The following is a 26,638-nucleotide window of genomic DNA, read 5'->3' as shown; positions in this document are numbered from 1 at the left end:
CAGTGGAGACCCGCGCGCCCGTTTTACTTCACACCATCAACGACGGTGGGTTACCAGCCGAAACCAGCGCCCACGCCCACGTTGTACTCCTTGCCGCCAGCGGTAGAACCGCCGATCGTCACCGTGGCGCGCGAGCCGACCTTGCGCTGGTAGCCGATCGCCAGTGCGGTTTCACCGCGATACAGACCCGTGCCGATGGCCATGCGGTTGTCGGTCTGCAGACCGGCCGCGCTCGCCATCATCGTGGACATGGCCGCGTTCATGGCACCTACGCGGTTGACCTTGCTGTCGATCTGGCTGACTTGGTTCTGCAGGTTGCCGACGCTGTTTTGCACGCCTGCAATTTGACGATCCATTTGTGCCTTGTTGACCGCATCGGTGGGGTTCGTACCTTCCGCAACGTTGGTAATGGCGCGTTCGTTGCCAACGGAGCCGACGGACACCGTGTTGGCCGTATCCGCGATCGAGCCGGCACCCAAGGCGACACTGTTGTCTGCGGTTGCCCGGGCATTGGCGCCCGTCGCCGTGGAGTTTTGGCCCTTGGCAACCGCGTTGGCACCCGATGCCGTAGCGTAGGCCCCCGATGCTACGGCCTCCTCCTTCTGGCCGGGATTACCGTTGTTTGCACCGCTACCGGAGAACTTGTCGTTGGCAGCGCTACCGCCGCCGACGCTGCTGCCTTCCAGGGTGAAAACGCGGTTATCCAACTTCGAGAGTGCATCGCCCACAGTGGTCGACTGGTCGCCATTCCGGAAGGTGTAGGTCGGGCCGGTCCACACACCGTTGTTGAACCCAGCACCGCCGCCCAACGCGCTACCTACGCCATTGAGCTGGCTGAAGTTGACGGCGTCATTGGCATTCACGCCATTGGCGATGTTCGACAGCTTGACCGGTGCCGTTGCCGGAACCATGGCGCCCGTACCATCGTCCTTCAGGCCACCCAGAGTAACGCTGTCCTTCTTATCGCTGTCGTATGTCACAACGTTGGCCAGCGTGCCATCACTGCCCACCAGACCTGCGTCCTTGAGCTGCTTGACGTTGACGGCGTCAGTGTCGTCCGTACCGGCTGCCACGTTCTTGATCTGCACGGGGCCCGTGCCAGTCACCGGGTTCGTGAGGGTGATGGTGTTGCCCGCAGCGTCGTACTGAACAGAGTTGGCGGCAGCCTTTGCAGCCTGCTCAGCCGTGCTCTTGACGTCGAACAGTTGGCCACCGTTGACAGCGTCCTTGCTGTCCGAAGCCACTGCACCATCGGCCACGTTCGAGAGCTTGACCGGCGTGCCGGCATTGCCCAGCGTGACGCTATTCTTGGCTGCACTGTCGTACTGCACGGCGTTGTCGGCCACGGCCTTGACGCTGTCGAGCTGGCTCTTGTTTACGGCGTCGGTGTCAGCCGTGCCGGCAGCCACGTTCTTGATCTGCACGGGGCCAGTGCCAGTCGCCGGGTTCGTGAGAGTGATGGTGTCGCCAGCAGCGTCGTACTGGACCGAGTTGTTCGCCTTGGTGGCGGCCTGTTCAGCCGTGTTGTTGACGTCGCTCAACTGACTGAAGTTGACGGCGTCAGTGGCGTTCGTGCCAGCCGTTACGTTGGTCAGCTTGCGCGTGATGGGGCTGCCGTCCGCGCCCTTGCCGCCGAAGTTCACTGCGTCGCCATCGGTGTCTTTTGCTACGGTGATCTCAGCGCCAGCCGTGGCCTGTTGGACCATGCCGGCCGTGCCGTTGGTCAGGTTGGCGATGTTGGTGGTGTTGTTGACGATGCTGGCGGTGTTACCCTTGATCCGGTCATCCAAGTTGCCCAGCGCGCCTGGCACGGTGGAGTACGTTGTGCCTCCCTTGCTGTCTGCGCCCAGCGTGTATGTCGGGGCAACAATCGCGCCTGTCACACTGTTGATACGCCCACCGAGCGCGGTGAGAGCACCGTTGAGCTGATTGACGGTCACGGCATCGGTTGTGCCAACACCGTTCTCAATACCCGTGAGGCGACGGTTTTGGCCCGCTACGTTGGAGAAACTGACGGAGCCCCCGGTCACGCTGCTGCCAATATTGATCGGCCCCCCATCGTCCGGCTGCTCGATCAGAACTTGCGCCATCGCCCCAGGCGCAGAAAACAATGCTGCGCTTGCGATCAGCGCGGCGCCCACTGGCCGCACAACGGAACGCCCCTTGCCGCGCCCACGCGCGATCTCCGAAACCGCCATCCATACGCCAGTCGCCTTGTTGAACACAACGCGATATGCCTTGTTCATATCAATCCCCCCTGCGGGAATAAAAGTGGAATTCCGAGCCGATCCATGTCATTGATCGGCGGCCGCAGAGTCTGGAGAAATCGAGGGATGAGTTCCGTCGATTTGTATGGCAATCGCAATGAATTGCGGAAATTGAAGAATCAGAAAGCGCTGATAACACGCGGCATCCTGTGCGCCGTGTTGCTGTCCGTGACACCGTTGACGCGATGTGACGCGATTTTCTCCGTTACGAAAAATCCCAAAGATCGGCAAATTCTTATTTTTGGGTTTGACGCTGGCCAATCCATAGACGTTGGGTTGAACGCCAGGACGGTCAGCTTGCCGGTGAGCTCCAGCAGAGCATCTCAAAATCACCTGCAGGAACACGTCTGAAAATGCCTGACCGGTACGGCGCCGAGTCATGTGCGCGCCACGCCAGATGAGGCCCCAAGCCCTGTCGCCCGTGCGTGCTACCATCGCCCTCCGCTGTACCTTCCCGCCTGCTTTTCTCCGCCTGTCCCCATGTCCTCTGGTCTCGCCCACGGGCTCAACGCTGCCCAATCCGAAGGTGTGCACTACCTCGACGGCCCGTGCCTGGTGCTGGCCGGCGCGGGCTCCGGCAAGACGCGCGTGATCACGCAGAAGATCGCGCACCTGATTCTCGACAAGGGCTTCGAGCCAAAGCACATCGCCGCCGTCACGTTCACCAACAAGGCGGCCAAGGAAATGCAGGAGCGCGTGGCCAAGCTGATGGATGGCCAGACGCGCGCCGACGGCAAGCGCATCCCCATCAAGCAGTTGACGGTGTGTACGTTCCACTCGCTGGGGGTGCAGATCCTGCGTGCGGAGGCCGAGCACGTGGGCCTCAAGCCGCGCTTCTCGATCATGGATTCGGACGACTGCTTCGGCATGATCCAGGAGCAGCTGGCGACCACCGACAAGCAACTGATCCGCCGCGTGCAGAGCACGATCTCGCTATGGAAGAACGGTCTCGTCGAACCGGAAACCGCGATTGCCGAAGCGCTCGCCAACAACAACGTCGATGAACACCAGGCCGCGCTGGTCTACCGCAACTACGTCGCCACGCTGCATGCGTATCAGGCGGTGGACTTTGATGACCTGATCCGCATTCCCGCCGAGCTGTTCGCGCGCAATGAGGAGGTGCGCCTGAAGTGGCAGAACCGCCTGCGCTACTTCCTCGTCGATGAGTACCAAGACACCAACGCCTGCCAGTACCAGCTGCTGAAGCTGCTGGCGGGTGGTTCGCACCTGCGTGCGCCGGCCTTCACGGCGGTGGGTGATGACGACCAGGCCATCTATGGCTGGCGCGGTGCGACGCTCGACAACCTCAAGCTGCTGCAGACGGATTTCCCGAACCTGAAGGTGATCAAGCTGGAGCAGAATTACCGCTCCACGGTGCGCATCCTGAATGCGGCCAACGCGGTCATCGCGCAGAACCCGAAGCTGTTCGAGAAGACGCTGTGGAGCGAGCACGGCATGGGCGATGCCATCAACGTCACCAGCGCCAACGATGAAGAGCACGAGGCCGAGAGCGTGGTCTTCAAGCTCTCCGCGCACAAGTTCGAGCGCCGCGCGCAGTTTCGCGATTACGCGATCCTGTATCGCGGCAACTTCCAGGCGCGGCTGTTCGAGCAAATCCTGCGGCGTGAGCGCATTCCGTATGTGCTTTCGGGCGGGCAGAGCTTTTTCGACAAGGCCGAGATCAAGGACTTGTGTGCGTACCTGCGGCTGATTGCCAATGCCGATGACGACCCCGCGTTCATCCGCGCCATCACCACGCCCAAGCGCGGCGTGGGCAATGCGACGCTGGAAGTGCTGGGCGCGTTCGCGGGGCAGGCGAAGGTGTCATTGTTCGAGGCAGCGATGATGGGCGGCATTGAAGGGCAACTCGCACCGCGCCAGTTGGAACCGCTGCGCGTGTTCTGCGAGTTCATCGTGCGGCTGTCAGACCGCGCCGCCAAGGAGCCCGCCGCCACGCTGCTCGACGAGATGATGGGCGGCATCCACTACGAGGCCTACCTGTACGACACCTACGACGAGCGCCAGGCCCAGAACAAGTGGACCAACGTGCTGGAGTTTGTGGACTGGCTCAAGCGCAAGGGCACCAAGCCCGAGAAACAAGACAGCGAAGAGGCCACCGGTTTCGACAATGCCGATGGTTTGATGGACCAAGGCAAGAACCTGCTGGAACTCACGCAGACCATCGCGCTGATCAGCATGCTCGAAGGCCGGGAAGAGGACCCGGATGCGGTGCGCCTTTCAACGCTGCATGCGAGCAAGGGGCTGGAGTATCCGCACGTGTTTCTGGTGGGCGTGGAGGAGGGCATCCTGCCGCACTGCCGTGAGGACGACGACTTGACCGACGAGAAGATCGAAGAAGAGCGGCGGCTGATGTACGTGGGGATTACGCGGGCGCAGCGCAGCTTGCATATCAGTTGGTGCAAGAAGCGTAAGCGGGCGCGGGAAACGGTGGTGTGTGAGCCGTCACGATATATCGCGGAGATGAAGCTTGGTGATGATGCCGGGCCGACGCCCGAGGATTCGATGCCGGCGATGTCACCTAAGGATCGGTTGGGGGCGTTGAAGGGGTTGTTGTCGGCCAAGAAGCCGGTGGTTTCCTGATTTTTTTTGCTTTTGGTCCATCCCCTATTTCATCCCCTGCCGGGGCTGACTCACTTTTCTTTGTCTTGCCAAGCAAAAGAAAGGCGCGCCCGAGATGGCGACACCCCCTTGAATTTGTGTGACCGTGCGGGGAAGGAGGCAAACTCGCTTCGCTCAGACAAGCCTCCTTCCTTTTTCCGCCCGCTCACAGAAATTCAAGGCGCCATCTAGGGCAGGAACGGCCAAACCGTCGGGATGCTGCGGGTGACAGGCACCTCAAGCGGGTTCGCAGTGTTGCTCCAGCCATTGTTGGAGTGTGACTTCGCTCAGGCTTCCATCTGCCAAGGCCAGGAACGTCTCGTACTTGGCTTCCTGTGAAGCTGTGACGGCATAGCCGTTCAAGCGCAGAAACAGCAGCGAGACAACGAACGCCGTGCGCTTGTTGCCGTCAACGAAGGGATGGTTGCGCGCGATGCCGAATGCGTAGGCCGCGGCCAGTTGCGTGAGAGAAACACCGTTTTCTGCATAGGCGAATAGGTGGCGGGGGCGAGCCAGTGCAGATGCGAGCAGGCCCGCATCCCGAACCCCTGCTGCGCCACCGTGTTCGGCGAGCTGGCGCTTGTGCACCGCATCGACCACGGCGTCGAGCACCCAAATCGGTTCTGCCATGTCTTACTGCGCCAGCTTGCGCAAAACGTCGCGGTTCTCGCGCATGAGGTCTTCTGCCGCGTCCATCTGCGCGGCGAAGTCGGGGCGGTAGGGCGTCAGTTCGATGCCTTCGGGCGTTTCAACCACGTACAGGCTGTCGCCTTTGTCGACGCGGAGCTTGGCCAGTAACTCGCGCGGCAGGATAACGCCGACGGAGTTGCCGACCGTGGTGAGTTTGAGCGTGGGCATGCGCGCCTCCAGCAGATATACGGCTGCATTATAACGCTGGTTATAACATCTGACGGCTCAGATGATCGTGCTAGGCCCCCCTAATTCCCCGTCCCCTGGATGTAGTTCAAATCCACAAACTCACTCCCCCGATTCCCCCGAGTGAAATCCAAGGTAAATCCCCCCACATCCGCACGCGTGTGCAGCGCGCGCCGCAACTCAGCCCCGGCCGCTTTGCCACCCACCGCATTCATCGCCTGAATCAGATACGTGGCGGCGATATAACCCGACAACGTTGCCCCTGAGGGCGGCTCATCCAGAAACTGCTTCATGCGTGCGATGTGTTCGCGCGTGATTTTCGTGTTGCCGACGGCAGGGTTGGGTACGGTCTGCGCGAGCAGCATGCCGCCGCTGTAGCCGGTGCCGAGAATTTCACGCGCCACCTGCGGATTGACCGAGGAGAGCCCGACCAGGAAGCCATACCATCCGTGCTGGGCCAGCGCACGGCCGACGCTGGCGTAGGCGAGGGTGTCGCCCGCGACGATGATGGCAGTCGGCTTGGTGGGGGCGATGCGTGCGGCCAGTTCACCCGGATCGCCCGTCAGGGTGTAGAGATCGAGCGTCTCGGCAGCATCCCCCTTGGCGGGCGGTGTGGCTGCCAGCGTGTTGCGCAGGCGCGCGCCTAGTTGCGGATCGAACCCCGCAGTGGTGACCAGCGCGATGCGCCGCATGCCGAACTGGCGCAGGCGGTTGTGGGCGGCGACGATCTCGTGGTCGTAGTCGGGGCGGATGAACCAGACGTTGTCGGACGTGGACGTGGCGCCCGAGAGCGGTGCCAGCAGCGGCACATTGCGCCGCGCGATCTCCGCAGACGCGGTCAGCGCGGGCAACAGGCGCTCACTCACGCCAAAGAGCACTTCCACGCGATCGCGCTCGATCATGTCGATGGCCTGCGGCACCGCTTCGGGTTGTTCGACGTCGCGGCGGATCAGGCTGATGCGCCGGCCCTTGATGCCACCACTCAGGTTGGCCGCATCAAACGCGACCTTGGCGCCGGCCATGAAGTCGCGCGCGTAGTCGGCCTGGGCGCCTCCGCGCTCGACCAACTGTCCGACAACGAAGGTGGTATTGCCTTGCGCATGCGCCGTCAGCGTCACAACGGCGGTTGCGCAGGCGAATGCGCACGCGCAGCGGCGTGCCAGTGTCTGCCACATCATGCTTCCCCCAAAGACGAATCGACGGCGCGTTGTTCTTGTTGTGATCAGCCTGGCAGGCCGGGTGCGCGCCAATCGCCGATGTTAGACAGTGCAACGTGACAGATCAGTGAAGTTCAGCCCCTCCTGATGGAGGGATTGGCGCGTTTGAACCCGCATTGACCGACGTTGACACATATCAACGCGCCGCCGATAGCGCAGGCATAGCATCAACCATCGCCCTCGCACCCCACGCCCCATGTTCCCCTTTGCCCAACCGGCCGCCGAGGATGCGGCCGCCAATGACGCCGCCTTCCGTTGGTCTGCACCGCAAGTACGTGCGCTGGCGCAGCGCTTTGATACGCACGGCCCGCGCTACACGTCGTACCCCACAGCGGACCGTTTCCACAACGGCTTCAGCAACGCGGCCTACCTCGATGCACTGCACCGCCGCGCCGCGATTGCGCCAGCGCTGCATGCGCCGTTGTCGCTGTACATGCATCTGCCGTTCTGCGCGAACCTCTGCTACTACTGCGGCTGCAACAAGGTCATCACCAAGGACCACTCGCGCAGTGCGCGCTACATCCGCGCCCTGGCGCAGGAGATGGCGCTCGTGGCCGGGCATGTCGGCCCGCTGCGCCGGGTGACGCAACTGCACTGGGGCGGTGGCACACCCACCTTCCTCACGCACGGTGAGATGCGCGCCGTGATGGCCGCCACGCGTACGCATTTCGATCTGATGCCCGACGCGGAAATCTCCGTCGAACTCGACCCGCGCCATGCAGACGATGCCACGCTGGAGGTGCTGGCCGAACTCGGCTTCAATCGCGCCAGCCTTGGCATTCAAGACTTTGATCCGGAGGTGCAGCGCGCCGTCCACCGCATCCAGAGCGTGGAAGACACGCGCCGCGTGGTGGACAGTGCGCGCCGCCTCGGTTTTGAATCGATCAGCTTCGATCTGATATACGGTTTGCCGCATCAGCGTACCGAGACCTTCAACGCCACGCTGGATCGCGTGCTGGAGATGGCGCCGGATCGGCTGTCTGTCTACAGCTATGCGCACCTGCCGCACCTGTTCAAGCCGCAACGCCGCATCGACTTGCTCGCGCTGCCCACCGCCGACGAGAAGCTCGACCTGCTGGCGATGACGGTGGAGCGTCTGGTGGACGCAGGCTATGTCTATATCGGGATGGACCACTTCGCGCGGCCGGATGACGCGCTGGCGATTGCGCAGCGCGAAGGGCGCCTGCAGCGCAATTTCCAGGGCTATTCCACGCATGCCGATTGTGATCTGCTGGCCTTTGGCGTGTCCGCCATCAGCCGCGTGGGCGATGTGTATGCGCAGAACGAGAAGGACCTCGACGCGTACTACGCGCGCATCGATGCCAACGAGCTGCCGGTGCTGCGCGGCCTGTCGCTCACGCCGGACGACCACGTGCGGCGTGCGCTGATTGGCGAACTGATGTGCGGGTTCGAACTGGACATGCGCGCGTTTGGCGCGGCGCATGGGTTGGACTTCAAGCGCACCTTTGCCGATGAGCTGGAGGCGCTGGCGCCGCTGGAAGAAGCCGGCCTGGTGAAGGTGGGCGACGAGCTCATCCTCATCACGCCACAAGGAAGGTTGCTGGTGCGGCGTATCGCGATGGTGTTCGACGCGCATCTGCGTACCGTTGGCACCGAGCGCGCGGTCGAGGCGCAGGGCAAGCCTGTCGCCTTCGTTCCGCGCTACTCCAAGGTGGTCTGATCGACCTTAAGCCGTTGCCGGTTCCTGCGCAGTCGTTTCCGTTTGCGCGGTCGCGACGGTCTGCGGCCAGACTTCGGCTAGACGCAGCAGGTTGGTCGACCCAGCCTGACCAAACGGCATGCCCGCCGTGATGGCGATCTGGTCGCCCGACACGGCAAAGCCTTCACGCGCAGCGGCGCGGCAGGCCGCATCCACCATTTCATCCACGCTGTGCACGTCGGCGCTCACGGTGCTGTGCACGCCCCAGGTGATCGCCAGACGGCGCGCCGTATCCAGGCGCGGCGTGATGCTCACGATGGGTGCCAGCGGCCGTTCACGCGCGGCGCGCAGGCTGGTCTTGCCGCTGGACGTGTAGGTGACCGTGGCCACTGCGCCCAGGATATGCGTCACGTCGCGCAGCGCCGCGCAGATGGCGTCCTGGCGCGTCGGCAGCGGGGCCTGGTGTTGTGCGTCGATCAGGTTGCGGTAGAGCGGATCGCGCTCGGTCTCGGCAATGATGCGGTTCATGATGCTGACCGCGGCCACCGGGTGCTTGCCGCTGGCCGATTCAGCCGACAGCATCACGGCATCCGTGCCGTCGTAGACGGCGGTGGCCACGTCGGACGCTTCGGCGCGCGTCGGCACCGGCGCCTCGATCATCGATTCCAGCATCTGCGTGGCCACGACCACCGGCTTGCCGTGCTGGCGCGCGATACGCAGGATGCGCTTTTGCACGCCGGGCACGCGCTCGGGCGGCAGCTCCACGCCCAGGTCACCACGCGCCACCATCAGCGCGTCGGAGGCCTGCACGATGTCTTCCAGGTGCAGCAGCGCCGCAGGCTTCTCGATCTTGGAGAGCAGGCCGGCGCGGTCGCCGATGATCTCGCGTGCGGCGATCACGTCTTCGGCGCGCTGCACGAACGACAGTGCAATCCAGTCCACACCCAGTGACAGGGCGAACTCGAGGTCGCGCAGGTCTTTCTCGGTGAGTGCGGGGATGGGGATCACCGCGTCGGGCACATTCACGCCCTTGCGATCCGACAGCGGGCCGCCGTCGACCACGCGCGTGACGATGGCAGTTGGGTCGACGGCTTCCACGGCCAGGCGGATTTTGCCGTCATCGAGCAGCAGCGATTGGCCCGGTGCGGTGGCGGCGTACAGCTCGGGGTGTGGCAGGTGCACGCGGGTAACGTCGCCCGGCGTCGGGTCGCGGTCGAGCACGAAGCGGTCGCCGTTCTTGAGCACGACGCGGCCTTCGGCAAACGTGCCGATGCGCAGCTTCGGGCCTTGCATGTCGGCCAGAATGCCGATGGGGCGGCCGGTCTCGGCTTCCACCGCGCGCACGGTGTCGTAGCGCTTGCGGTGGTCTTCGTGCGAGCCGTGGCTGAAGTTCAGGCGGAAGACGTCTGCGCCGGCGTCGAAGAGGGCGCGGATGGTGTCCTTGTCGCTGCTGGCGGGGCCGAGGGTGGCGAGGATTTTGGTGTTGCGGAAGCGGCGCACTTTGGATGGCTCCGGTGGGTTGTTGTTTGGACCTGGGTGGTCCATCCCTCATTTCATCCCCTGCCGGGGCTGACTCACTTTCTTTGTCTTGCCAAAGAAAGTAAGCAAAGAAAGGCGCGCCCAAGATGGCGACCCATCCCTTGAATTTTCGTAACCGGGCGGAGACGGGGAAAACTCGCTGCGCTCAAACAGTTCCCCGTCTTTTTTCCGCCCGCTTACAAAAATTCAAGGCGCCATCTAGGGCAGGGGCAAAACAAACCGTTGGTCTGTATGCCCTAGTGGCTCTTGTGGTTTGCTGCGATTTGCTGCTGCTTGTGCTTACTACTACTGCGGTTGTGCCTCGATGGTTTGGCCTTTGACGTTCCTGCCCTTGATGGCGCCTTGAATTTCTGTCGCAAGGAGGAAAAAGGAAGGGAAACTGTCTGAGCGAAGCGAGTTTTTCCCTTCCCCTCCTTGCGACATAAATTCAAGGGGAAGTCGCCATCTCGGGCGCGCCTTTCTTTGCTTACTTTCTTTGGCAAGACAAAGAAAGTGAGTCAGCCCCGGCAGGGGATGAAATGAGGGATGAACCAACAACACAAAAACCAAAGTCCATCCCCGCCACAAAGCAATATCAGGCAATGTCGTGGTTCGACATGATCTCAATCGCCCGGCACAGCGCCGAGTGATCCTGCTTACCCAGACCGTTGGCAGCACAGGTGTTGAACAGCTCCTGCGCCGTCGCCGTGTTCGGCAGTGCCACGCCCAGCGCCTTCGCACCCTGCAGCGCCAGGTTCAGATCCTTCTGGTGCAGTTCGATACGGAAGCCCGGATCAAACGTACGCTTGACCATGCGCTCGCCATGCACTTCCAGAATGCGCGAGTTGGCAAAGCCGCCCATCAGCGCCTGGCGCACCTTTGCGGGGTCCGCACCAGCCTTCGATGCAAACAGCAGCGCTTCCGACACGGCCTGGATGTTCAGCGCCACGATGATCTGGTTGGCTACCTTGGTGGTCTGGCCGTCACCATTGCCGCCTACCAGCGTGATGTTCTTGCCCATCAGTTGGAACAGCGGCACCACGCGGTCGAACGCAGCTTGTTCACCGCCGACCATGATCGTCAGCGAGGCAGCCTTCGCGCCCACTTCGCCGCCCGACACAGGCGCGTCCAGGTATTGCGCGCCAGTCTTGTTGATGCGTGCAGCGAAGTCCTTGGTAGCGATCGGCGAGATCGAGCTCATGTCGACGACGATCTTGTTGGCAGCCGCATCCTTGCCTGCGTCCTTCAGCGCCTTGGCGACGCCCTTTTCGCTGAACAGCACGGCCTCAACGTGCGGGGTGTCCGGCACCATCACGAAGATGATGTCGGCACGCTTGGCGACTTCCTCGGCGCTCGTGCAGACCGTCACGCCAGCTTCCACCAATGCGGCCGGTGCCGGGTTGACGTCGTGCACGAACAGCGTGTGGCCCGCGGCGCGCAGGTGGCCTGCCATGGGCGCGCCCATGATGCCGAGACCGATGAAACCGAGGTTGAGTGCGTTTGCCATGGTGAGGGATCTCCTTGGTTTAAATGTGAGTGGTTTGACAGGCGGGCCGGTGGCCCACCTTCTTTAGCCCCCGGGGAGCGATGAACGCACCCACCGGGTCAAGGCGAACAGAAAATCAGGCGACGTGATGCGCGGCGCGCCAGCCCAGACCTTCCACGGTCCCGGCCTTGGGCTTGTACTCGCAGCCGACCCAGCCCTTGTAGCCAATCTCATCCAGCCAGCGGAACAGGAACTGGTAGTTGATCTCGCCCGTGCCCGGCTCGTTGCGGCCCGGGTTGTCGGCCAGTTGCACATGCTTGATCTTGTCCAGATGGCGCTTGAGCGTATTCGCCACTTCGCCTTCCATCCGCTGCATGTGATAGATGTCGTACTGCACGTACAGGTTGGACGCATCCACGTCGTTGATCAGGTCCAGCGCCTGCTGCGTGCGGCTCAGGTAGAAGCCGGGAATGTCGAACGTGTTGATCGGCTCGACCAGCAGATCAATCTTCTCGGCCTTCAGCGCCTTCGCTGCAAACTTCAGGTTCTCCACCAGCGTCTTGCGCGCAGCGTCTTCGCTCACGCCTTCCGGGCGAATCCCCACCAGGCAGTTGAGCTGCTTCACGCCGAGCACCTTGGCGTACTTGATGGCTTCGCCCACGCCTTCCTGAAACTCACCCACGCGATCCGGCAGGATGGCAATGCCACGCTCGCCGCCGTCCCAGTTACCGGCCGGCAGGTTGTGCAGCACCAGGTCCAGTTGGTAGGTGTTCAGCTTGTCGGCGATCTGGTCTGCGTGAAACGCGTAGGGGAACAGGAACTCCACGCCACGGAAGCCCGCACGCGCGGCGGCTTCGAAGCGGTCGAGGAAGGCCTGCTCGTTGAAGAGCATGGTCAGGTTGGCTGCCAGCTTTGTCATGGTTTCTCCTGTTATCGGACGGTGAGGGAACAGCGCGCCGTCTTTATGCGGTGGCGCCTTCGGCTTCCGTGAGGGTGTCTTCCAGGTCGAGCACTTCTTCAAACTCGACCACGTTGTCGATCTCGGTGCCCATGGCGATGTTGGTCACGCGCTCGAGGATCACTTCCACCATCACCGGCACCGAGAACTCAGCCATCAGCTTGCGAGCCTGTGCGAAGGCCGGTTCGATGTCTTCCGGCTTGAACACGCGGATCGCCTTGCAACCGAGGCCTTCCACCACCTTCACGTGGTCGACGCCGTAGCCATTCAGTTCCGGCGAGTTCACGTTGTCGAAGGCGAGCTGGACGCAGTAGTCCATGTCGAAGTTGCGCTGTGCCTGGCGGATCAGGCCCAGGTATGAGTTGTTCACCACCACGTGGATGTACGGCACCTTGAACTGCGCGGCCACCGCCATCTCTTCGATCATGAACTGGAAGTCGTAGTCACCCGAGATGGCGACCACGTCGCTGTTGGGCGAAGCCACCTTCACGCCGATCGCGGCGGGAATCGTCCAGCCCAGCGGGCCGGCCTGGCCGCAGTTGATCCAGTGGCGCGGCTGGTTGACCGACAGGAACTGCGCAGCGGCGATCTGCGACAGACCGATCGTCGACACGTAACGCACATCGCGCGGGAAGTACTGGTTCATCTCGCGGTACACACGCTGCGGCTTGACCGGCACGTTGTCGAAGTCCGAGCGACGCAGCATCGTGCGCTTGCGCTTCTGCACGTCGGCGTTCCACGACTTGCGGCACGGCAGCTTGCCTGCGGCCTTCAGCTCGCGGGCGACTTCGATGAACTTCTCCAGCGCGGCACCAGCGTCCGACACGATGCCCAGGTCCGGGCCGAACACGCGACCGATCTGGGTCGGTTCGATATCGACGTGGATGAACTTGCGGCCCTTCGTGTAGACGTCGACGCTACCCGTGTGGCGGTTGGCCCAGCGGTTGCCGATGCCGAACACGAAGTCCGACGCCAGCAGTGTGGCGTTGCCGTAGCGGTGCGACGTTTGCAGACCGACCATGCCGGCGTTGAGCGGGTGGTCGTCGGCCAGCACGCCCCAGCCCATCAGGGTCGGAACCACAGGCACGTTCACCAGCTCGGCAAACTCGACCATCAGCTTGTCGGCATTGGCGTTGATCACGCCGCCGCCACATACCAGCAGCGGGCGCTCGGCTGCGCACAGCATCTCGATGGCGCGCTCAGCCTGGGCACGCGTAGCCGCGGGCTTGTACACCGGCATCGGGCTGTAGGTGTCGATGTCGAATTCGATCTCGGCGACTTGCACGTCGAACGGCAGGTCGATCAGCACCGGACCCGGGCGGCCCGAGCGCATCAGGTGGAACGCTTGCTGGAACACGCGCGGCACCAGCGCCGGCTCACGCACGGTGACGGCCCACTTGGTGACCGGCTTGGCGATCGATTCGATGTCGACGGCCTGGAAGTCTTCCTTGTACAGGCGCGCGCGCGGCGCTTGGCCAGTAATGCAGAGGATGGGAATCGAATCCGCCCAGGCCGAGTACAGGCCGGTGATCATGTCGGTGCCTGCGGGGCCCGAGGTGCCGATGCACACGCCGATATTGCCGGGTTCGGCACGGGTATAGCCCTCGGCCATGTGCGAAGCGCCTTCAACGTGGCGAGCCAGCACGTGGCTGATGTTGCCGGCCTTACGCAGGGCCGAGTACAACGGGTTGATGGCGGCACCAGGCACGCCGAAGGCGGTGGTGATGCCTTCTTTTTCCATCACCGCAACTGCGGCATCAATCGCTCTCATCTTCGGCATGGTGTGTCTCCAGGAAGGGGAAGGTGGGAATAGGGTTGAGCTGATCCTATTCCCGCATGCCGATATGGATAAACGCAGCTTTCGTCAGTTGATTGCGAACCTCTCGTATCGAATGGTTTTGCGTACCGCAGCAATCCGAGGCCAGGGAATCAGCCGGAGATGCCTGTCACCAAGCCAAATTCACGCGACTTTGTGCGGCGCAAAAACTCAAGGCCGCGCGTAACCATCGATCACATCACTGACAGTCATTTCAGTCATTCGTCATAGGTGATATGCGCTGGATAGCACCAATCCGCATATGGAATCCTCCATAAAATGGTCAGACATTGCGAACTGGAATGATGGAATGGACAAGCTCAAGCAGATCGAAGCGTTCATCGCCGTGGTGGAACACGGCAGCATGGCCGCCGCCGCGCTCACGCAGGACGTGACGCCCGTCATGATCGGCCGCCGCATCAACGCGCTGGAGGCGCGACTGGGCGTGAAGCTGCTGCACCGGTCCACGCGCCGCATTGCCGTGACAGAGCAGGGCGCCGTGTTCATGGAACAGTGCAAGAAAGCGCTGGGCGAGCTGGACCGCGCCGAGCTGCTGGTGGCCGAAGGCCGCCACAAGGCGACGGGGCACCTGATCGTGTCCGCGCCGGCCGCGTTCGGCCGCAAGCACGTCGCGCCGCACGCGCCGGACTTCCTGCGCGCCAACCCCGATGTGCGCTGCTCGTTCAACCTGACCGACCGCGTGGTCGACCTCGTGCGCGAGGGCTACGACGTCGGCATCCGCATCGGCGGCGCGATCGATCCGAATTTCGTGGCGATCCGTCTGGCGTCGAACAAGCGCGTGGTGTGCGGCACGCCGGCGTACTTCGCCAAGCACGGCGTGCCGCGCACGCTGGACGATCTGGAGCGGCACAATTGCCTGGCCTTCAACCTGCAGGGCGGTCAACAGCGCGGCTGGTACTTCCAGCAGAACGGCAAGGCCGTCACCATCAAAGTCAACGGCAACCTCGACTGCAACGATGGTGAATTGCTGCACCGCTGGATGGGCGAGGGCCTGGGTTTGGGCTGGCGCTCAACCTGGGAGATCCAACCCGAGCTGGAATCCGGCGCGCTGATGACGGTGCTGGATGACTACGCGCTGCCGGACTACGACATCCTCGCCGTGTACCCGCAGCAGCGGCCGGTGCCGGCAAAGATTCGGTTCTTTATTGAGCACCTGAAGGCGGTGTATGCGCAGGCGGGGTATTGGTCGCGCGGCAGTTAAGTCAAGGCGCGGTCTGATCGACGCGACGCGGGTCGCTGGGAATCATGGCGGGCTAGCACGCCATGTGAGCCCCGCCGATGAAAACGTATAAAAAATACTATAAACTTATAAATCGTTCGCTGGTCGCATCATGAATGCGATCCAATGGACAACACGGGCTGCCAAGCAACTTCGGAAGCTGGATCGACCACAACAGCAAGTGGTCGTGCGCGCGGTGGGCGGGCTTGCCACCATGCCGGCGTGCCAGAACGTCAAGGCATTGGTTGAACACCAGTACGGCTACCGACTGCGTGTCGGCAACTACCGCGTGCTCTTCGACTGGGATGGCGACATCCGCGTGGTCGACATCCAAGAAGTGAGGAAACGTGATGAACGCACCTACTAACATCCAGATCATCAACGGTCCGGACGGCTCGCCGGCGTTCGTCGTCATTCCCTATGCCGACTACCTCGCGGAGCGTGCCGAAGCCCGAGACTTGATTCCGCATGGGGTCATCGAACGCACAATCGAAGGCGCTTCGCCGGCCCGTGCTTGGCGTGAGCACCTGGGCCTGACGCAGGCCGAGATTGCAAAACGTCTGGGCATTTCGCAGCCTGCCTACGCACAGCAGGAGAACAGCGACAGGTTGCGCAAGTCATCCCGCGAAAAGATCGCAGGGGCACTTGGCATTCTTCCGGAGCAACTGGATTTCTAGCTCGCGATGATGACGCGCCCCTGCGTCAAATCCCGCAGCGTGATGCGCGCCTCGGCTTCATCCGTTACCGGCAGGCGCACCGTGAGCGTGACACCCGCATCGTAAGCCGCATCAAGCAACGCATAGCCACCATCATCGATCCACCGCCGGATACGCGCCTCATCGGCATAATCAGTAACCAGGGTGAGAGTGGTGCGGGCGATGCGCTCCACGTGTTCGGCTTGCATGAGCGCGGAGGCAATGGCATCGGTATAGGCACGCACGAGACCGCCCGCGCCCAGCTTCACGCCACCGAAGTAACGCACCACGGCGCCCAGCGTGCTGTCCAGGTCGTGATGGCGCAGCACTTCGAGGATTGGCCGCCCAGCGGTACCAGAGGGTTCGCCGTCATCCGACATACCGGATTGCCCGCCGGCCAATAACGCCCAACAGACATGCGTAGCTGCGGGATGCTCAGCGCGCAGGCGTGCCACGACCTCCATGGCAGCGGCGCGGTCCTCGACCGGCACGGCCCATCCAATGAAACGGCTCTTCTTGATTTCCAGCTCGACAGAGACTGGCGCGCGCAGCGTGTACGTCGGCACGCGCGTGTCAGGCGAGGAGGGCGGCAACGAGGTCTGTTGCCCGACCACCCGGCGATTCGAACTTGAGTGACGCCTCGGTGTGCGCCATGTGTTCTTCCATCAGGGCGATGGCGCCTTCGACGTCCCCGCGCTTGGCGGCTTCCAGGAAGGCGGTGTGCTCGTCGGACGAGCGCACGGCGTCGTAGGTGGACTGGTACATCATCGTGATGACCGAGCTGCGGGCGGACAGCTCGCGCAGCATCTCCTTGAGCACGCTGTTGCCGACCACGTCGGCCAGCAGCAGGTGGAAGTCGGCCATCAGGCGGTTACGGCGCGGCACGTCGGCAAGGTTGCCGCTGGCGGCCACGTGGTGCTCTTCGGCCAGGTGTTTTTCCAGCCGCTTGTAATCGGCGGGGGTGGCTTTCGCGATGAACTCGCGCACCAGCGCCACCTCCAGCACGCGGCGCACGGCAAACACCTCGCGCGCCTCGGTCTCGTCCGGCTTGGCCACGAAGGCGCCGCGGTCGGGCTCCATGCGGATCAGCTTGTCCTTGGCCAGCATCAACAGCGCCGCGCGAATCTTGGTGCGGCTGACGCCGTAGACCTTCGCCAGCGCCTCTTCGCGCAGCTTGGTGCCCGGAGGCAGCCGATGCGCGACGATCGCCTGGGCGATGTCGTCGGCAATGCCTTCGGAGGAGATATCGGCGGCGGTGGTTTCGGTCATGGTGCCAATTTTACCGCCGTCCGACAGGATGCCGGCTTCAGGCATGCGGCAGGGTGTGCGCTGCGGCGGCCGGGGCGGCATGGCCATGCGCAATCGCCTCGCCTTCTTCGGTGATGTCGATCTTGCCGTCCAGCACCGCATTGGCACGCACGCGGTCGATGTCTTTCTCCCAGGCTGCAATCACCACCGTGGCCACGCAGTTGCCGATCAGGTTACCCAGCGCGCGGGCGATCCCGATGAACCAGTCGACAGAGAGCACCAGCACCAGGCCCACGGCCGGAATGGCCGGGATGACCGACAGGGTGGCCGCCAGAATCACGATGGCCGACCCCGGAATGCCGTGCGCGCCCTTGGAGGTGATCAGCGCCACGCCCAGGATCAGCAGCAGATCCTGGAAGGCCAGCGGCGTGTTGGTGGCCTGGGCGATGAACACCGCGGCCAGCGTCAGGTAGATCGAGAACGCATCGAGGTTGAACGAGTAGCCGGTCGGGATGACGAGACCCACCACCGAGCGCTTGATGCCCATCTTCTCCAGCTTGTTCATGATGGACGGCAGCACAGCATCGGACGAGGCCGTGCCCAGCACCACCAGCAGTTCAGCGCGCAGGAAGCGGATCAGCTTGAAGATGTTGAAACCCGCCACGCGCAGGATCGTGCCTAGCACCACCACCACGAAGATCGCCACGGCCGCATAGAACAGCAGCACCAGGAAGCCCAGTTGCTTGAGCGAGCCCGCACCGTACTTGCCTACGGTAAAGGCCACCGCACCCAGCACGCCCAGCGGCGCCAGGCGGATGATCACCGCCATCATGCGGAATAGCACATGCGAGAGCTGATCGATGAACGAAACCAGCGGCTTGGTGCGCTCACCCAGCAGCGACAGCGAGCAACCGAACAGGATCGACACCAGCAGCACCTGCAGGATGTCGCCCTTCACAAAGCCGCTGACGAACGTATCTGGGATCAACTTGAGGAAGAACGCGGCCACGCCGGTCGACTCCACCTGCTTGGCCGTCGTCATGTACGACGCCATGGCCGCCGGGTCGAGCGTCTTCGGGTCGACATTCATGCCGTGGCCCGGCCCGAACACGTAGGCCAGCGCAATGCCTAGCGCCAGCGCAATCGTCGTAACCACTTCGAAGTAGATGACGGCCTTGCCGCCTACGCGCCCAACCTTCTTCAGTTCGCCGGCGCCGCAGATGCCGACCACCACCACCGAGAACACGATCGGCGCGATCAGCATCTTGATGAGCTTCAGAAAGCCGTCGCCGAGCGGCTGCAGTTTCTGTGCAAATTCTGGCGCCCAGACGCCCAGCGCAATACCGATTGCTAGGGCAATCAAAACCTGCCCGAACAACGGGCGCGTAAAGCGTTGCATGGTGAATCCTCCTTTGGATTTCAGGTGTCTCAAGCCCTGCCCAATCGTCTAATTCGGTCTATTGCGATTGTCGTCACGGCTTTGTTTTTGCTCATCGCACCGCAACAAATTGTTGTCGCGAATTGTTGGGCGGTGACGGCATCATAGGCGATCCAATTTTTGTATGCAATTTTTGAATTCACATGCTAGCATCGGTTCATGCAGTCCCGCGAACCCTTGTGGTTCCGCCATTTACACTGCACTTCCGGTGTTCCCGTCGCCATAGTTTCGAGTGTTCTTACTCGCCGTTTTTGTTCGATGGGCGTGCCGTATAACATCCAGAGACAAACACCAAGGAGTTTTCCCATGGCGCTGCCTACGCTCGATCCCAACGCCCCTGATTTCACCCGACGCTATCCGAACCTGGCCGATCCGCGCCTGGGTGCCGTGGCCACGTTTGCGACCGACGAATTCTTCGCGCCGAAAGACCGCATGCTCAACCCCGAGCCGGCTGTCTTCATCCCCGGCAAGTACGACGACCACGGCAAGTGGATGGACGGCTGGGAAACGCGCCGTCGCCGCAACGGCGGTTACGACCACTGCATCGTCAAGCTGGCCCGTCCGGGCGTCGTGAAGGGTGTGGATATCGACACCAGCCACTTCACCGGCAACTTCCCGCCGGCCGCGTCCATTGAAGCCGCCTACCTGCCGGACGGCGAGCCGACCGATGCCACGCAGTGGACCGAAATCGTTCCGTCGACCACGCTGCAAGGCAACAGCCACGCCTACGTGGCCGTGACCAACACCGGCGCTTTCACGCACCTGCGCGTGAACATCTTCCCGGACGGCGGTATTGCCCGCCTGCGCGTGTACGGCCAGCCGCAAGTCGACTGGAAGGGCGCTGACCGCACCAAGCTGATCGACCTGGCTGCCATGGAAAACGGCGCCTACGTGGTCGAAGCCAACAACGAACACTTCGGGCCGGCCTCGCGCATGCTGATGCCGGGCCGTGGCGTGAACATGGGCGACGGCTGGGAAACGCGCCGCCGCCGCGAGCCGGGCAACGACTGGTGCGTGATCGCCCTGGCACACCCGGGCCGCATCCGCAAGATCGAAGTCGACACCGCGCACTTCAAGGGCAACTTTGCCGACCGCGTGTCCATCCAGGCAGCACGCGTGGTGGGCGGCACCGACAGCTCGCTGAAGACGCAAGCGATGTTCTGGCAGACGCTGCTGCCCGAGCAGAAGCTGCAGATGGACCTGCAGCACTACTACGAAGCGGAAATCGCGGATCTGGGCATCGTCACGCACGTGCGTTTCAACATGTTCCCGGACGGTGGTGTGTCGCGCCTGCGTCTGTGGGGGGTACTGGAATGAGCCAAGACACCGCTGCAGTTGCCAACCCTCGCATTGCACTGACCATCGAGCCGCTCACGCGCGAAGCGTTCGCGCCGTTCGGCGACGTGATCGAGCTGGAGGGGTGTAAGCAGTTCCCCATCAACCAGGGCACGACCATCCGCTTTCATGACCTCGCCAACGTGGATGTGGGCGAGGGTGGCCGGGCGCTGATCAGCCTGTTCCGTGGCCAGCCGCGCACGCTGCCGTTCGAGGTGAAGATGCTGGAGCGCCACCCGCGTGGCAGCCAGGCCTTCATCCCGCAGAACGACAAGCCCTACCTGGTGGTCGTGGCGCCGGCCGGCGAGCTGGACCCGAGCAAGCTGCGCGCGTTCGTCTCGCACGGCTGGCAGGGCGTGAACTATGCACGTGGCGTGTGGCATCACCCGCTGCTGGCACTGGGCGAGGTGAGCGATTTCCTCGTCGTCGACCGCGGCGGCGAAGGCCACAACTGCGACGAGCAGGACTTGCCGGAATCGGTGTGGTTGACTGCCGAGGCGATGCAAGCCGCGCAGTAAGCCTCCCCTGAATCAGTGACAACCTTGGGCCCCCGCACAACGGGGGCTCAGTCACTTCTAGAACCTACAAGGAGACCATCGACATGACTCAGGCTCAACTCACCACCGCCGGCATCGGTGCGGACATTCGAGCGTTTGTCGAGGCCGCACACGGTCGCCAAACCGAGTTTCTGCGCGAGCTGGTGAAGGTGCCGTCGGACAACCCGTCCGGCGACTGCGCGCCGCACGCAGCACGCGCCAAGGCGCTGCTGGAGGCACTGGGCCTGACCGTCGAGGCACATGCCGTGCCGGAGGCGCAGGTGCGTGCTGTCGGCATGGTCAGCGCCACCAATCTGATCGTGCGGCACACGTTCGGCAACGGCGGCCCCACCATCGCCATGAATGCGCACGGCGATGTCGTCCCGCCCGGCCTGGGCTGGACGCACGACCCGTACGGCGGCGAGATCGTCGAGACCGAACACGGCCCCACGATGTTTGGCCGTGGCGTGGCGGTGTCCAAGTCGGACTTCGCGACTTACACGTGGGCGTTGCTCGCGCTGATTGAGGCGGAGAAGCGCGGTGCCAAGCTCAACGGCACGGTGGAACTGCATTTCACGTACGACGAGGAAACCGGTGGCAACATCGGCCCGAAGTGGCTGCTGGATCAAGGCCTCTCCAAGCCCGACTACGCCATCTCGGCCGGGTTTGCGTATGGCATCACCTCGGCGCACAACGGCTGTTTGCACGTGCAGGTGACGGTGCGCGGCAAGCAGGCGCACGCTGCCATGCCGCACACGGGCATCGACGCCATCGAGGCCGCGACGCACATCCTGCAGGCGGTGTATACGTATCGCGCCGAACTCGCAACGCGCACGTCGAGCGTCTCGGGCATTGATCATGCGACGCTCAACGTCGGCCTGATCCAGGGTGGCATCAACACCAACGTGGTGCCCGATCTGGTGACCTTCCGCATCGACCGTCGGATGATTCCCGAAGAGGCAGGGCGTGATGCTGAAGGCGAACTGCGTGCGGTGATTGAGCGTGCAGCGGCGGAGCGGCCGGGGATTGCGGTGTCGGTTGAACGCATTCTGCTGGCCGCGCCGCTGGCTGAACTACCGGGCGTGGAAACGCTGACCGGTGCGCTGCGGCGCAATGCGTTGGCGGTATTTGGTGGGGATGTGCCGGTGCATGGTGTGCCGCTGTACACCGATGCGCGGCATTACACGGCGTATGGTGTGCCGACGGTTCTGTATGGCGCTGGGCCGCGCACGCTGATGGAAGCACGCGGCCACAACACCGACGAGAACCTGCGCCTCAATGACTTGCGTGGTGCCACGGTGGTGGTGGGTTGTGCGGTGGCGGAATTACTCGGCGGCGCTTGATCATCACCGTTGCGTTTTGGATAGGGCTGGCGTTTGCCAGCCCTTTTTGCTTTGGGGCGTCAGGGTCAAACTCGACGAACCCCCTCTTAGCGAGAGGCGAAGTCCTCCACCACACCAACCCATTAAGATGGCACCTCCAAGCACCCGTCAGCCATCTCGACCATGCAGATCTATCACAACCCCCGCTGCTCCAAATCACGCACCGCGCTTGAACAGGCTGAGGCTTTTGCCGAAAAGCAGGGCGAATCGCTCGAAGTCATCGAGTACCTGAAAACGCCGCCCACGCTGGCCGAGTTGAAGACCCTCGCCAAGCAGCTCGACACCCCGTTGCGCAGCCTGGTGCGTGAAAACGAAGACGAGTACGCGCAACTCAACCTGGCCGCCGCCTCAGACGATGCGCTGCTCAAGGCAATTGCAGAACACCCGAAGCTGCTGCAGCGTCCCGTGCTCGTGCGCGACGGCAAGGCCACCATCGGCCGTACGCCCGAAGCCCTCGACGCGTTCTTGAAGTAACGCAAACGCCCGCGCCCCAAAAGTTGAACGGCCTGCCGATTTCCATCGGACAGGCCGTTCAGGGGTGGCCGTATCGCCTTGCGCGAGGGCCGGGGCTGCGTCCGTCAAGACGCGCAAGGGCACCGGATCATTCCAGGCCCATCCATCGGGCCATTTCTGACCCGAATCCAACTGCCAGCAGGGCTACCAGCACCACTGCCAGCGCCACAGCGGTGGAAACCACTGTGACCTTCATCACTTCCGCGTCGTCGCTCTCGTCGCCGCGGGCACGATGCAGATGCGTGTGCGCGCTCAACGGGATCGCCTTCGCGGTTGTTTTGCGATGCCAATGCAAGCGCTCCGTCATCGCTCGCAAGTGTTGCGTATCAAACGCGTCACGGGAAAATCGCATCGCGGCACCTCCCGTCGTTAGCTGATAGCCGACGCCGGCACGCACCGGCGTCGGGGGTACGTGCGGCCCGAAAACGATACGACAAGCAAATGGCGTATGCGAGTGGCTTTGCTTGTCGGCGCCGGGTGGCGCAGTCGTCTGGTCGCCTCGCACAAGCCCAGCGTAGACGCGGGTTTGCGGCGCCGCAAGTTGCGTTGCGTCATGGTGCGCGGATCACGCGGGCAAAACGCAAACGGACTGCGGCTCTTCGCGAAATGCGTGATGTGAGCGGCGCTCAGTCTTGCGCGCTGTGCAGGGCCGTTTGTATTGCCGCGTGCTCGGCTTCTCGCACACGCAGTTCAGCGAGCATGTTGCAGAAGAGGGCGCCTTGCTCCTTCGCATCATCCAGCGCGACATGCGTGTGCGGCAGCGGGTCGTGCCAGTGCTCGGGAAAGGCCGCCTTGACGTTGCGCCGATACGGCAAGCCCGTAAGCGCAAAGGCCAGCGTCTTGATGTCGAGCGCCGCCCAGCCGAACGGCGAGCGCCCGGCAAACCGCATCATGTACCAGAACATGTACGTGAAATCGAACCCCGCCGGAAACGCCACGAACACCGGCTTGCCGGGCAGGCTCTCGACCCATTCGACGTAGCGCGGCAAAGCCACTTCGGGCGCTTCGAGATTCTTGCGACACGCAGCCCAGGCCTCTGGCTGCGTTTGCCACCACTGCATCTGGATCGGGTGCCCCTGTGCACCGGGCAGCGTTTCGAGATTCGCTTCGAACGTGCCGATGAGCGTCTTGTCGGCGAGGTATGCGGCACTCGCAAAGCTCAGCATCGAATGCGGCCCGGGGATGGGCCCATCGGCTTCGATGTCGGTGCTGACGTAGATCTCGGGCCGCGTGTCAGGCGGCTGGTTGCCGCGCTTGCGGCGGGGTTTGTCTGCTGGGGCCGCAGGCGCGGTATCGGCGAACGTGTCGTTGGTATCGCTGGTGTCGTCGCTCATGACGTGCCTTCGTTGGCAAACAGGCGATCGGCAACGTACGGGTTGGTTGCGCGCTCATCGCCAAAGGTGGAGACCGGCCCGTGGCCCGGCACGAAGGTGACGTCATCGCCCAGCGGCCAGAGCTTGGTGCGGATCGCGTGGATCAGGTCTGCATGGTTGCCGCGCGGGAAGTCCGTGCGGCCGATCGAGCCCGCGAACAGCACATCGCCGACGATGGCGATGCGGTCTTCCGCGCTGAAGAACACCACGTGGCCGGGCGTGTGCCCCGGGCAATGGAAGACCTGCAGCGTGCGGCCAGCAGCTTCCACGGTGTCGCCATCGTCAAGCCAGCGGTCCGGCACGAACGCCTTGGCCGGCGGAAAGCCGAAGCGCTGGCTCTGCATCGGGAGCTGGTCGATCCAGAAGGCTTCGTCCTTGTGCGGGCCTTCGATGGGCACGCCGAGTTGCGTGCGCAGGGCATCGGCAGCGGCGCAGTGGTCGACGTGGCCGTGCGTGAGCAGGATCTTTTCGATGCGCGCGCCATGCTGCTGGGCGGCGGCCAGGATGCGTTCGATGTCGCCGCCGGGGTCGGTGACGGCAGCAGCACCATCGTCGCCAATCAGCAGCGTGCAGTTCTGTTCAAACGGCGTAACGGGGACGACAACGACTTTCATGTGGTTTTTTACGCACTTTCGTGCGAAGACGGAACAAGGCAATTGTAACGGCCCAAGCCCGCGCCAGCATTGGGCTGGCGGGGCGCTCTGTTACATCCGGCGGAAAATATTACAAAGTTCATGCAAGATGCCTGCATGATGCGACCGTTTTAATAGGAAATGTAAATAATCGAGGAGGGCGTGCATGTTAGACTCGCGCCCATGCTCAAGCTTTCCCCCATGTTCTCCAGCCTTCCGGCCGGCCGCACGCTGCGTGCCTGGCTGACGCACGGCACCGCTTTGCTGGTGTTGGCGGGTTGTGCTGCCGTGCCGGGGGAGCCCCCGCAGAATCCGCTCAATGCGGCCAATGCCGACAAGTCAGCCGCGCCTGCGCTGAAGGTGCCGGACGTGCGTGACAACCCGGATGCCTGGGGTGCGCTGTCGTTCCGCAGCGTGCCGGATTCCAGCAGCCTCAAGCTCGACGAGAACGCCAATACCGAACCGGGTCTGCGCGCAGACCTTGGCACGTTCGAGCAGCGCGGCGTCGCATCCTGGTATGGCCGCGGGTTCCACGGTCGCCGCACGGCCAGCGGTGAGCGCTTCGATATGAACGCCTTCACGGTGGCGCATCCGTCGCTGCCGCTGCAGAGTTGGGTGCTGGTGCGCAACCTCTCCAACGACCGCGTAGTCGTGGCCAAGGTGACAGACCGTGGCCCCTACCACGGCAGGCGCGTCCTCGACGTGTCGTACGCCGCGGCCAAGCGCCTGGATTTCGTCAAGCGTGGTTCAACGCAGGTGGAGATCCGTCGCCTGTCGCGCGCGGAAGTCGAAGCACTGCGCCCGGAACTCACGCAGACCGACCTCGCCAGCAATGATGGCGACGCCGACGTCGGCGCCGACGAGCCGGCACCGCCGAAGAAAAAGGCGACCAAGCGCCGCGCAAAAACGCGTCGTTAATCCTTCCCGTCGTTTTTCAATGCCAGCGCGCTTTGATACAGCGCGTCGACCGGCGCACCCGTGATCGCCCCAGCCAGCTTGGCGGCGCGCTTGGCGGGCAATTCGGCCAGCAGCAGGCGCAGCACTTGATCTGCGGCCATCGCCGTCGGGGCCGCGTCCTGCGCGCCTGCACCTTCCACCACCAGAACGAATTCGCCCTTGCTGTGCGAGGCATCGGCAGCCAGCCAGGCCGGTGCTTCGGCCGCAGGCAACACGACGATCTGCTCGAACAACTTGGTCAACTCGCGACCGATGAGCAGGCGCCGCGCCGGCAGATGTTCGGCCAGCGCGGCGAGCGTGGCATCGATGCGATGCGGCGCTTCATACAGCACCCATGCCGGCTCGTGCGCCGCCCATTGACGGATGGCCGCATCGCGCTGCCCGGCCTTGGGCGGCAGGAAACCAACGAAGGTGAATTGCCCGCCCGACGTGTCGAGCAATTCGCCGGCGGCGGACAGCGCCGTCACCACCGCGCTCGCGCCCGGCAGCGGAATCACGCGCTGCCCGGCTGCGCGCACGGCCTCGACGATGCGTGAGCCGGGGTCGGAGACGCCCGGCGTGCCCGCATCCGACACGTAGGCGATGCGCTCGCCCTGCGCCAGACGCGCGACGATGCGTGCCGCAGCCTCGCGCTCGTTGTGCTCATGCGCTGCCAGCATCGGCCGCGACAGCCCCAGGCGATTGAGTAATTGCCCGGTGTTGCGCGTGTCCTCGCAGGCCACCGCATCGACCATGCCGAGCACATACCGCGCCCGCAGCGACACGTCGGCGGCGTTCCCGATGGGGGTGGCCACCACATATAATGCGCCGGCGGGATAGTGCTGGTCGTGCGCCAGCAGGGTCCAGTCAGGATCACTCACAAGAACTTCTCT

At 63.4% G+C, this 26,638-nt stretch carries 26 protein-coding genes; 11 read left to right on the top strand and 15 right to left on the bottom strand.

From position 1 onward, the window contains the following. Positions 1-50: 50 nt before the first annotated feature. Positions 51-2,246 (bottom strand): ESPR-type extended signal peptide-containing protein, encoded by a 2,196-nt coding sequence (locus F7R11_RS01215; protein ID WP_064805680.1) that lies wholly within the window; start codon positions 2,244-2,246, stop codon positions 51-53. Between the two features lie 87 nt (positions 2,247-2,333). Between F7R11_RS01215 and F7R11_RS01210 the strand changes: the two genes are divergently transcribed. Next, a complete protein-coding gene (locus F7R11_RS01210; protein WP_021197194.1) occupies positions 2,334-2,618 on the top strand; it encodes a hypothetical protein in 285 nt (94 codons plus the stop codon). Between the two features lie 129 nt (positions 2,619-2,747). Then, positions 2,748-4,868 (top strand): UvrD-helicase domain-containing protein, encoded by a 2,121-nt coding sequence (locus F7R11_RS01205; protein ID WP_064805678.1) that lies wholly within the window; start codon positions 2,748-2,750, stop codon positions 4,866-4,868. A gap of 255 nt (positions 4,869-5,123) precedes the next feature. Here F7R11_RS01205 and F7R11_RS01195 read toward each other — a convergent pair whose 3' ends face one another. The 3 genes from F7R11_RS01195 to F7R11_RS01185 form a co-directional block, all read right to left on the bottom strand. Then, the gene (locus F7R11_RS01195; protein ID WP_064805676.1) at positions 5,124-5,516 is read right to left on the bottom strand and encodes a type II toxin-antitoxin system death-on-curing family toxin; all 393 of its coding nucleotides are present in this window, start codon (positions 5,514-5,516) and stop codon (positions 5,124-5,126) included. Positions 5,517-5,519: 3 nt separating this feature from the next. Continuing rightward, positions 5,520-5,744, bottom strand: a complete 225-nt coding sequence (locus F7R11_RS01190) for an AbrB/MazE/SpoVT family DNA-binding domain-containing protein (protein ID WP_064805674.1) — start codon at positions 5,742-5,744, stop codon at positions 5,520-5,522. 80 nt (positions 5,745-5,824) lie between these two features. Beyond that, on the bottom strand, positions 5,825-6,937 hold the full coding sequence (locus F7R11_RS01185; RefSeq protein WP_064805673.1) for an ABC transporter substrate-binding protein: 1,113 nt from the start codon (positions 6,935-6,937) through the stop codon (positions 5,825-5,827). A gap of 238 nt (positions 6,938-7,175) precedes the next feature. On the opposite strand from F7R11_RS01185, the gene hemN reads away from it, so the two are divergent. Beyond that, a complete protein-coding gene (gene hemN, locus F7R11_RS01180; protein WP_064805672.1) occupies positions 7,176-8,660 on the top strand; it encodes an oxygen-independent coproporphyrinogen III oxidase in 1,485 nt (494 codons plus the stop codon). Between the two features lie 6 nt (positions 8,661-8,666). Here hemN and pyk read toward each other — a convergent pair whose 3' ends face one another. The 4 genes from pyk to gcl all read right to left on the bottom strand — a co-directional run bounded on the left by pyk (position 8,667) and on the right by gcl (position 14,381). After that, positions 8,667-10,139 carry a pyruvate kinase gene (pyk, locus tag F7R11_RS01175; RefSeq protein WP_031330083.1) on the bottom strand — a complete coding sequence of 491 codons (1,473 nt, stop codon included), beginning with the start codon at positions 10,137-10,139 and terminating at the stop codon, positions 8,667-8,669. Positions 10,140-10,752: 613 nt separating this feature from the next. Then, entirely contained in the window at positions 10,753-11,664 is a 912-nt protein-coding gene (gene glxR / locus F7R11_RS01160; protein WP_064805671.1) for a 2-hydroxy-3-oxopropionate reductase, read from the bottom strand. 115 nt (positions 11,665-11,779) lie between these two features. Further along, entirely contained in the window at positions 11,780-12,562 is a 783-nt protein-coding gene (gene hyi / locus F7R11_RS01155; protein ID WP_064805670.1) for a hydroxypyruvate isomerase, read from the bottom strand. Positions 12,563-12,605: 43 nt separating this feature from the next. Then, positions 12,606-14,381: a glyoxylate carboligase gene (gcl, locus tag F7R11_RS01150; RefSeq protein WP_064805668.1), complete on the bottom strand. Its 1,776-nt coding sequence runs from the start codon at positions 14,379-14,381 to the stop codon at positions 12,606-12,608. Positions 14,382-14,727: 346 nt separating this feature from the next. Here gcl and F7R11_RS01145 point away from each other — a divergent pair, with 346 nt between their 5' ends. From F7R11_RS01145 to F7R11_RS01135, 3 genes are all read left to right on the top strand, one after another. Beyond that, the gene (locus F7R11_RS01145) at positions 14,728-15,639 is read left to right on the top strand and encodes a LysR family transcriptional regulator (RefSeq protein WP_064805666.1); all 912 of its coding nucleotides are present in this window, start codon (positions 14,728-14,730) and stop codon (positions 15,637-15,639) included. Positions 15,640-15,769: 130 nt separating this feature from the next. Further along, positions 15,770-16,024 carry a type II toxin-antitoxin system RelE family toxin gene (locus F7R11_RS01140; protein ID WP_064805663.1) on the top strand — a complete coding sequence of 85 codons (255 nt, stop codon included), beginning with the start codon at positions 15,770-15,772 and terminating at the stop codon, positions 16,022-16,024. Then, complete coding sequence (locus F7R11_RS01135) at positions 16,008-16,334, top strand: helix-turn-helix domain-containing protein (RefSeq protein ID WP_064805661.1); 327 nt, start codon at positions 16,008-16,010, stop codon at positions 16,332-16,334. Before F7R11_RS01140 ends, F7R11_RS01135 begins: the two co-directional genes overlap by 17 nt. Here F7R11_RS01135 and F7R11_RS01130 read toward each other — a convergent pair. The 3 genes from F7R11_RS01130 to F7R11_RS01120 are packed head-to-tail and all read right to left on the bottom strand — an operon-like array spanning position 16,331 to position 18,999. Next, positions 16,331-16,918: an IMPACT family protein gene (locus F7R11_RS01130; protein ID WP_064806485.1), complete on the bottom strand. Its 588-nt coding sequence runs from the start codon at positions 16,916-16,918 to the stop codon at positions 16,331-16,333. The two genes, F7R11_RS01135 and F7R11_RS01130, sit on opposite strands and share 4 nt — an antisense overlap. A gap of 7 nt (positions 16,919-16,925) precedes the next feature. Beyond that, complete coding sequence (locus F7R11_RS01125; RefSeq protein WP_031330086.1) at positions 16,926-17,621, bottom strand: GntR family transcriptional regulator; 696 nt, start codon at positions 17,619-17,621, stop codon at positions 16,926-16,928. A gap of 37 nt (positions 17,622-17,658) precedes the next feature. Further along, entirely contained in the window at positions 17,659-18,999 is a 1,341-nt protein-coding gene (locus F7R11_RS01120; protein WP_064805659.1) for a C4-dicarboxylate transporter DctA, read from the bottom strand. Between the two features lie 345 nt (positions 19,000-19,344). On the opposite strand from F7R11_RS01120, the gene alc reads away from it, so the two are divergent. From alc to arsC, 4 genes are all read left to right on the top strand, one after another. Next, the gene (alc, locus tag F7R11_RS01115) at positions 19,345-20,355 is read left to right on the top strand and encodes an allantoicase (RefSeq protein WP_021197208.1); all 1,011 of its coding nucleotides are present in this window, start codon (positions 19,345-19,347) and stop codon (positions 20,353-20,355) included. Next, the gene (locus F7R11_RS01110; protein WP_064805657.1) at positions 20,352-20,891 is read left to right on the top strand and encodes an ureidoglycolate lyase; all 540 of its coding nucleotides are present in this window, start codon (positions 20,352-20,354) and stop codon (positions 20,889-20,891) included. The genes alc and F7R11_RS01110 overlap by 4 nt, the downstream gene beginning before the upstream one ends. A gap of 83 nt (positions 20,892-20,974) precedes the next feature. After that, complete coding sequence (locus F7R11_RS01105) at positions 20,975-22,252, top strand: M20/M25/M40 family metallo-hydrolase (RefSeq protein ID WP_064805655.1); 1,278 nt, start codon at positions 20,975-20,977, stop codon at positions 22,250-22,252. 162 nt (positions 22,253-22,414) lie between these two features. Beyond that, positions 22,415-22,765, top strand: a complete 351-nt coding sequence (gene arsC, locus F7R11_RS01100) for an arsenate reductase (glutaredoxin) (RefSeq protein ID WP_021197211.1) — start codon at positions 22,415-22,417, stop codon at positions 22,763-22,765. A 127-nt stretch (positions 22,766-22,892) separates the two neighbouring features. On the opposite strand, the gene F7R11_RS01095 is transcribed toward arsC, so the two are convergent. The 3 genes from F7R11_RS01095 to F7R11_RS01085 all read right to left on the bottom strand — a co-directional run bounded on the left by F7R11_RS01095 (position 22,893) and on the right by F7R11_RS01085 (position 24,791). Beyond that, positions 22,893-23,156 carry a hypothetical protein gene (locus F7R11_RS01095; protein WP_048935619.1) on the bottom strand — a complete coding sequence of 88 codons (264 nt, stop codon included), beginning with the start codon at positions 23,154-23,156 and terminating at the stop codon, positions 22,893-22,895. A gap of 274 nt (positions 23,157-23,430) precedes the next feature. Next, positions 23,431-24,138: a 3'-5' exonuclease family protein gene (locus tag F7R11_RS01090; protein ID WP_021197213.1), complete on the bottom strand. Its 708-nt coding sequence runs from the start codon at positions 24,136-24,138 to the stop codon at positions 23,431-23,433. Then, positions 24,135-24,791, bottom strand: a complete 657-nt coding sequence (locus F7R11_RS01085; RefSeq protein ID WP_021197214.1) for an MBL fold metallo-hydrolase — start codon at positions 24,789-24,791, stop codon at positions 24,135-24,137. The genes F7R11_RS01090 and F7R11_RS01085 overlap by 4 nt, the downstream gene beginning before the upstream one ends. Before the next feature lie 201 nt (positions 24,792-24,992). On the opposite strand from F7R11_RS01085, the gene F7R11_RS01080 reads away from it, so the two are divergent. Then, a complete protein-coding gene (locus tag F7R11_RS01080; RefSeq protein WP_064805653.1) occupies positions 24,993-25,727 on the top strand; it encodes a septal ring lytic transglycosylase RlpA family protein in 735 nt (244 codons plus the stop codon). Here the strand turns inward: F7R11_RS01080 and rsmI are convergent. Continuing rightward, positions 25,724-26,626 carry a 16S rRNA (cytidine(1402)-2'-O)-methyltransferase gene (gene rsmI, locus F7R11_RS01075; protein WP_064805651.1) on the bottom strand — a complete coding sequence of 301 codons (903 nt, stop codon included), beginning with the start codon at positions 26,624-26,626 and terminating at the stop codon, positions 25,724-25,726. The two genes, F7R11_RS01080 and rsmI, sit on opposite strands and share 4 nt — an antisense overlap. Positions 26,627-26,638: the final 12 nt, after the last annotated feature.

This window comes from Ralstonia insidiosa (genome assembly GCF_008801405.1).
Lineage (GTDB): Bacteria > Pseudomonadota > Gammaproteobacteria > Burkholderiales > Burkholderiaceae > Ralstonia > Ralstonia insidiosa.
The sequence above is the reverse complement of the archived record's forward strand: the minus strand, read 5'-3'. Positions and strand labels throughout refer to the sequence as shown.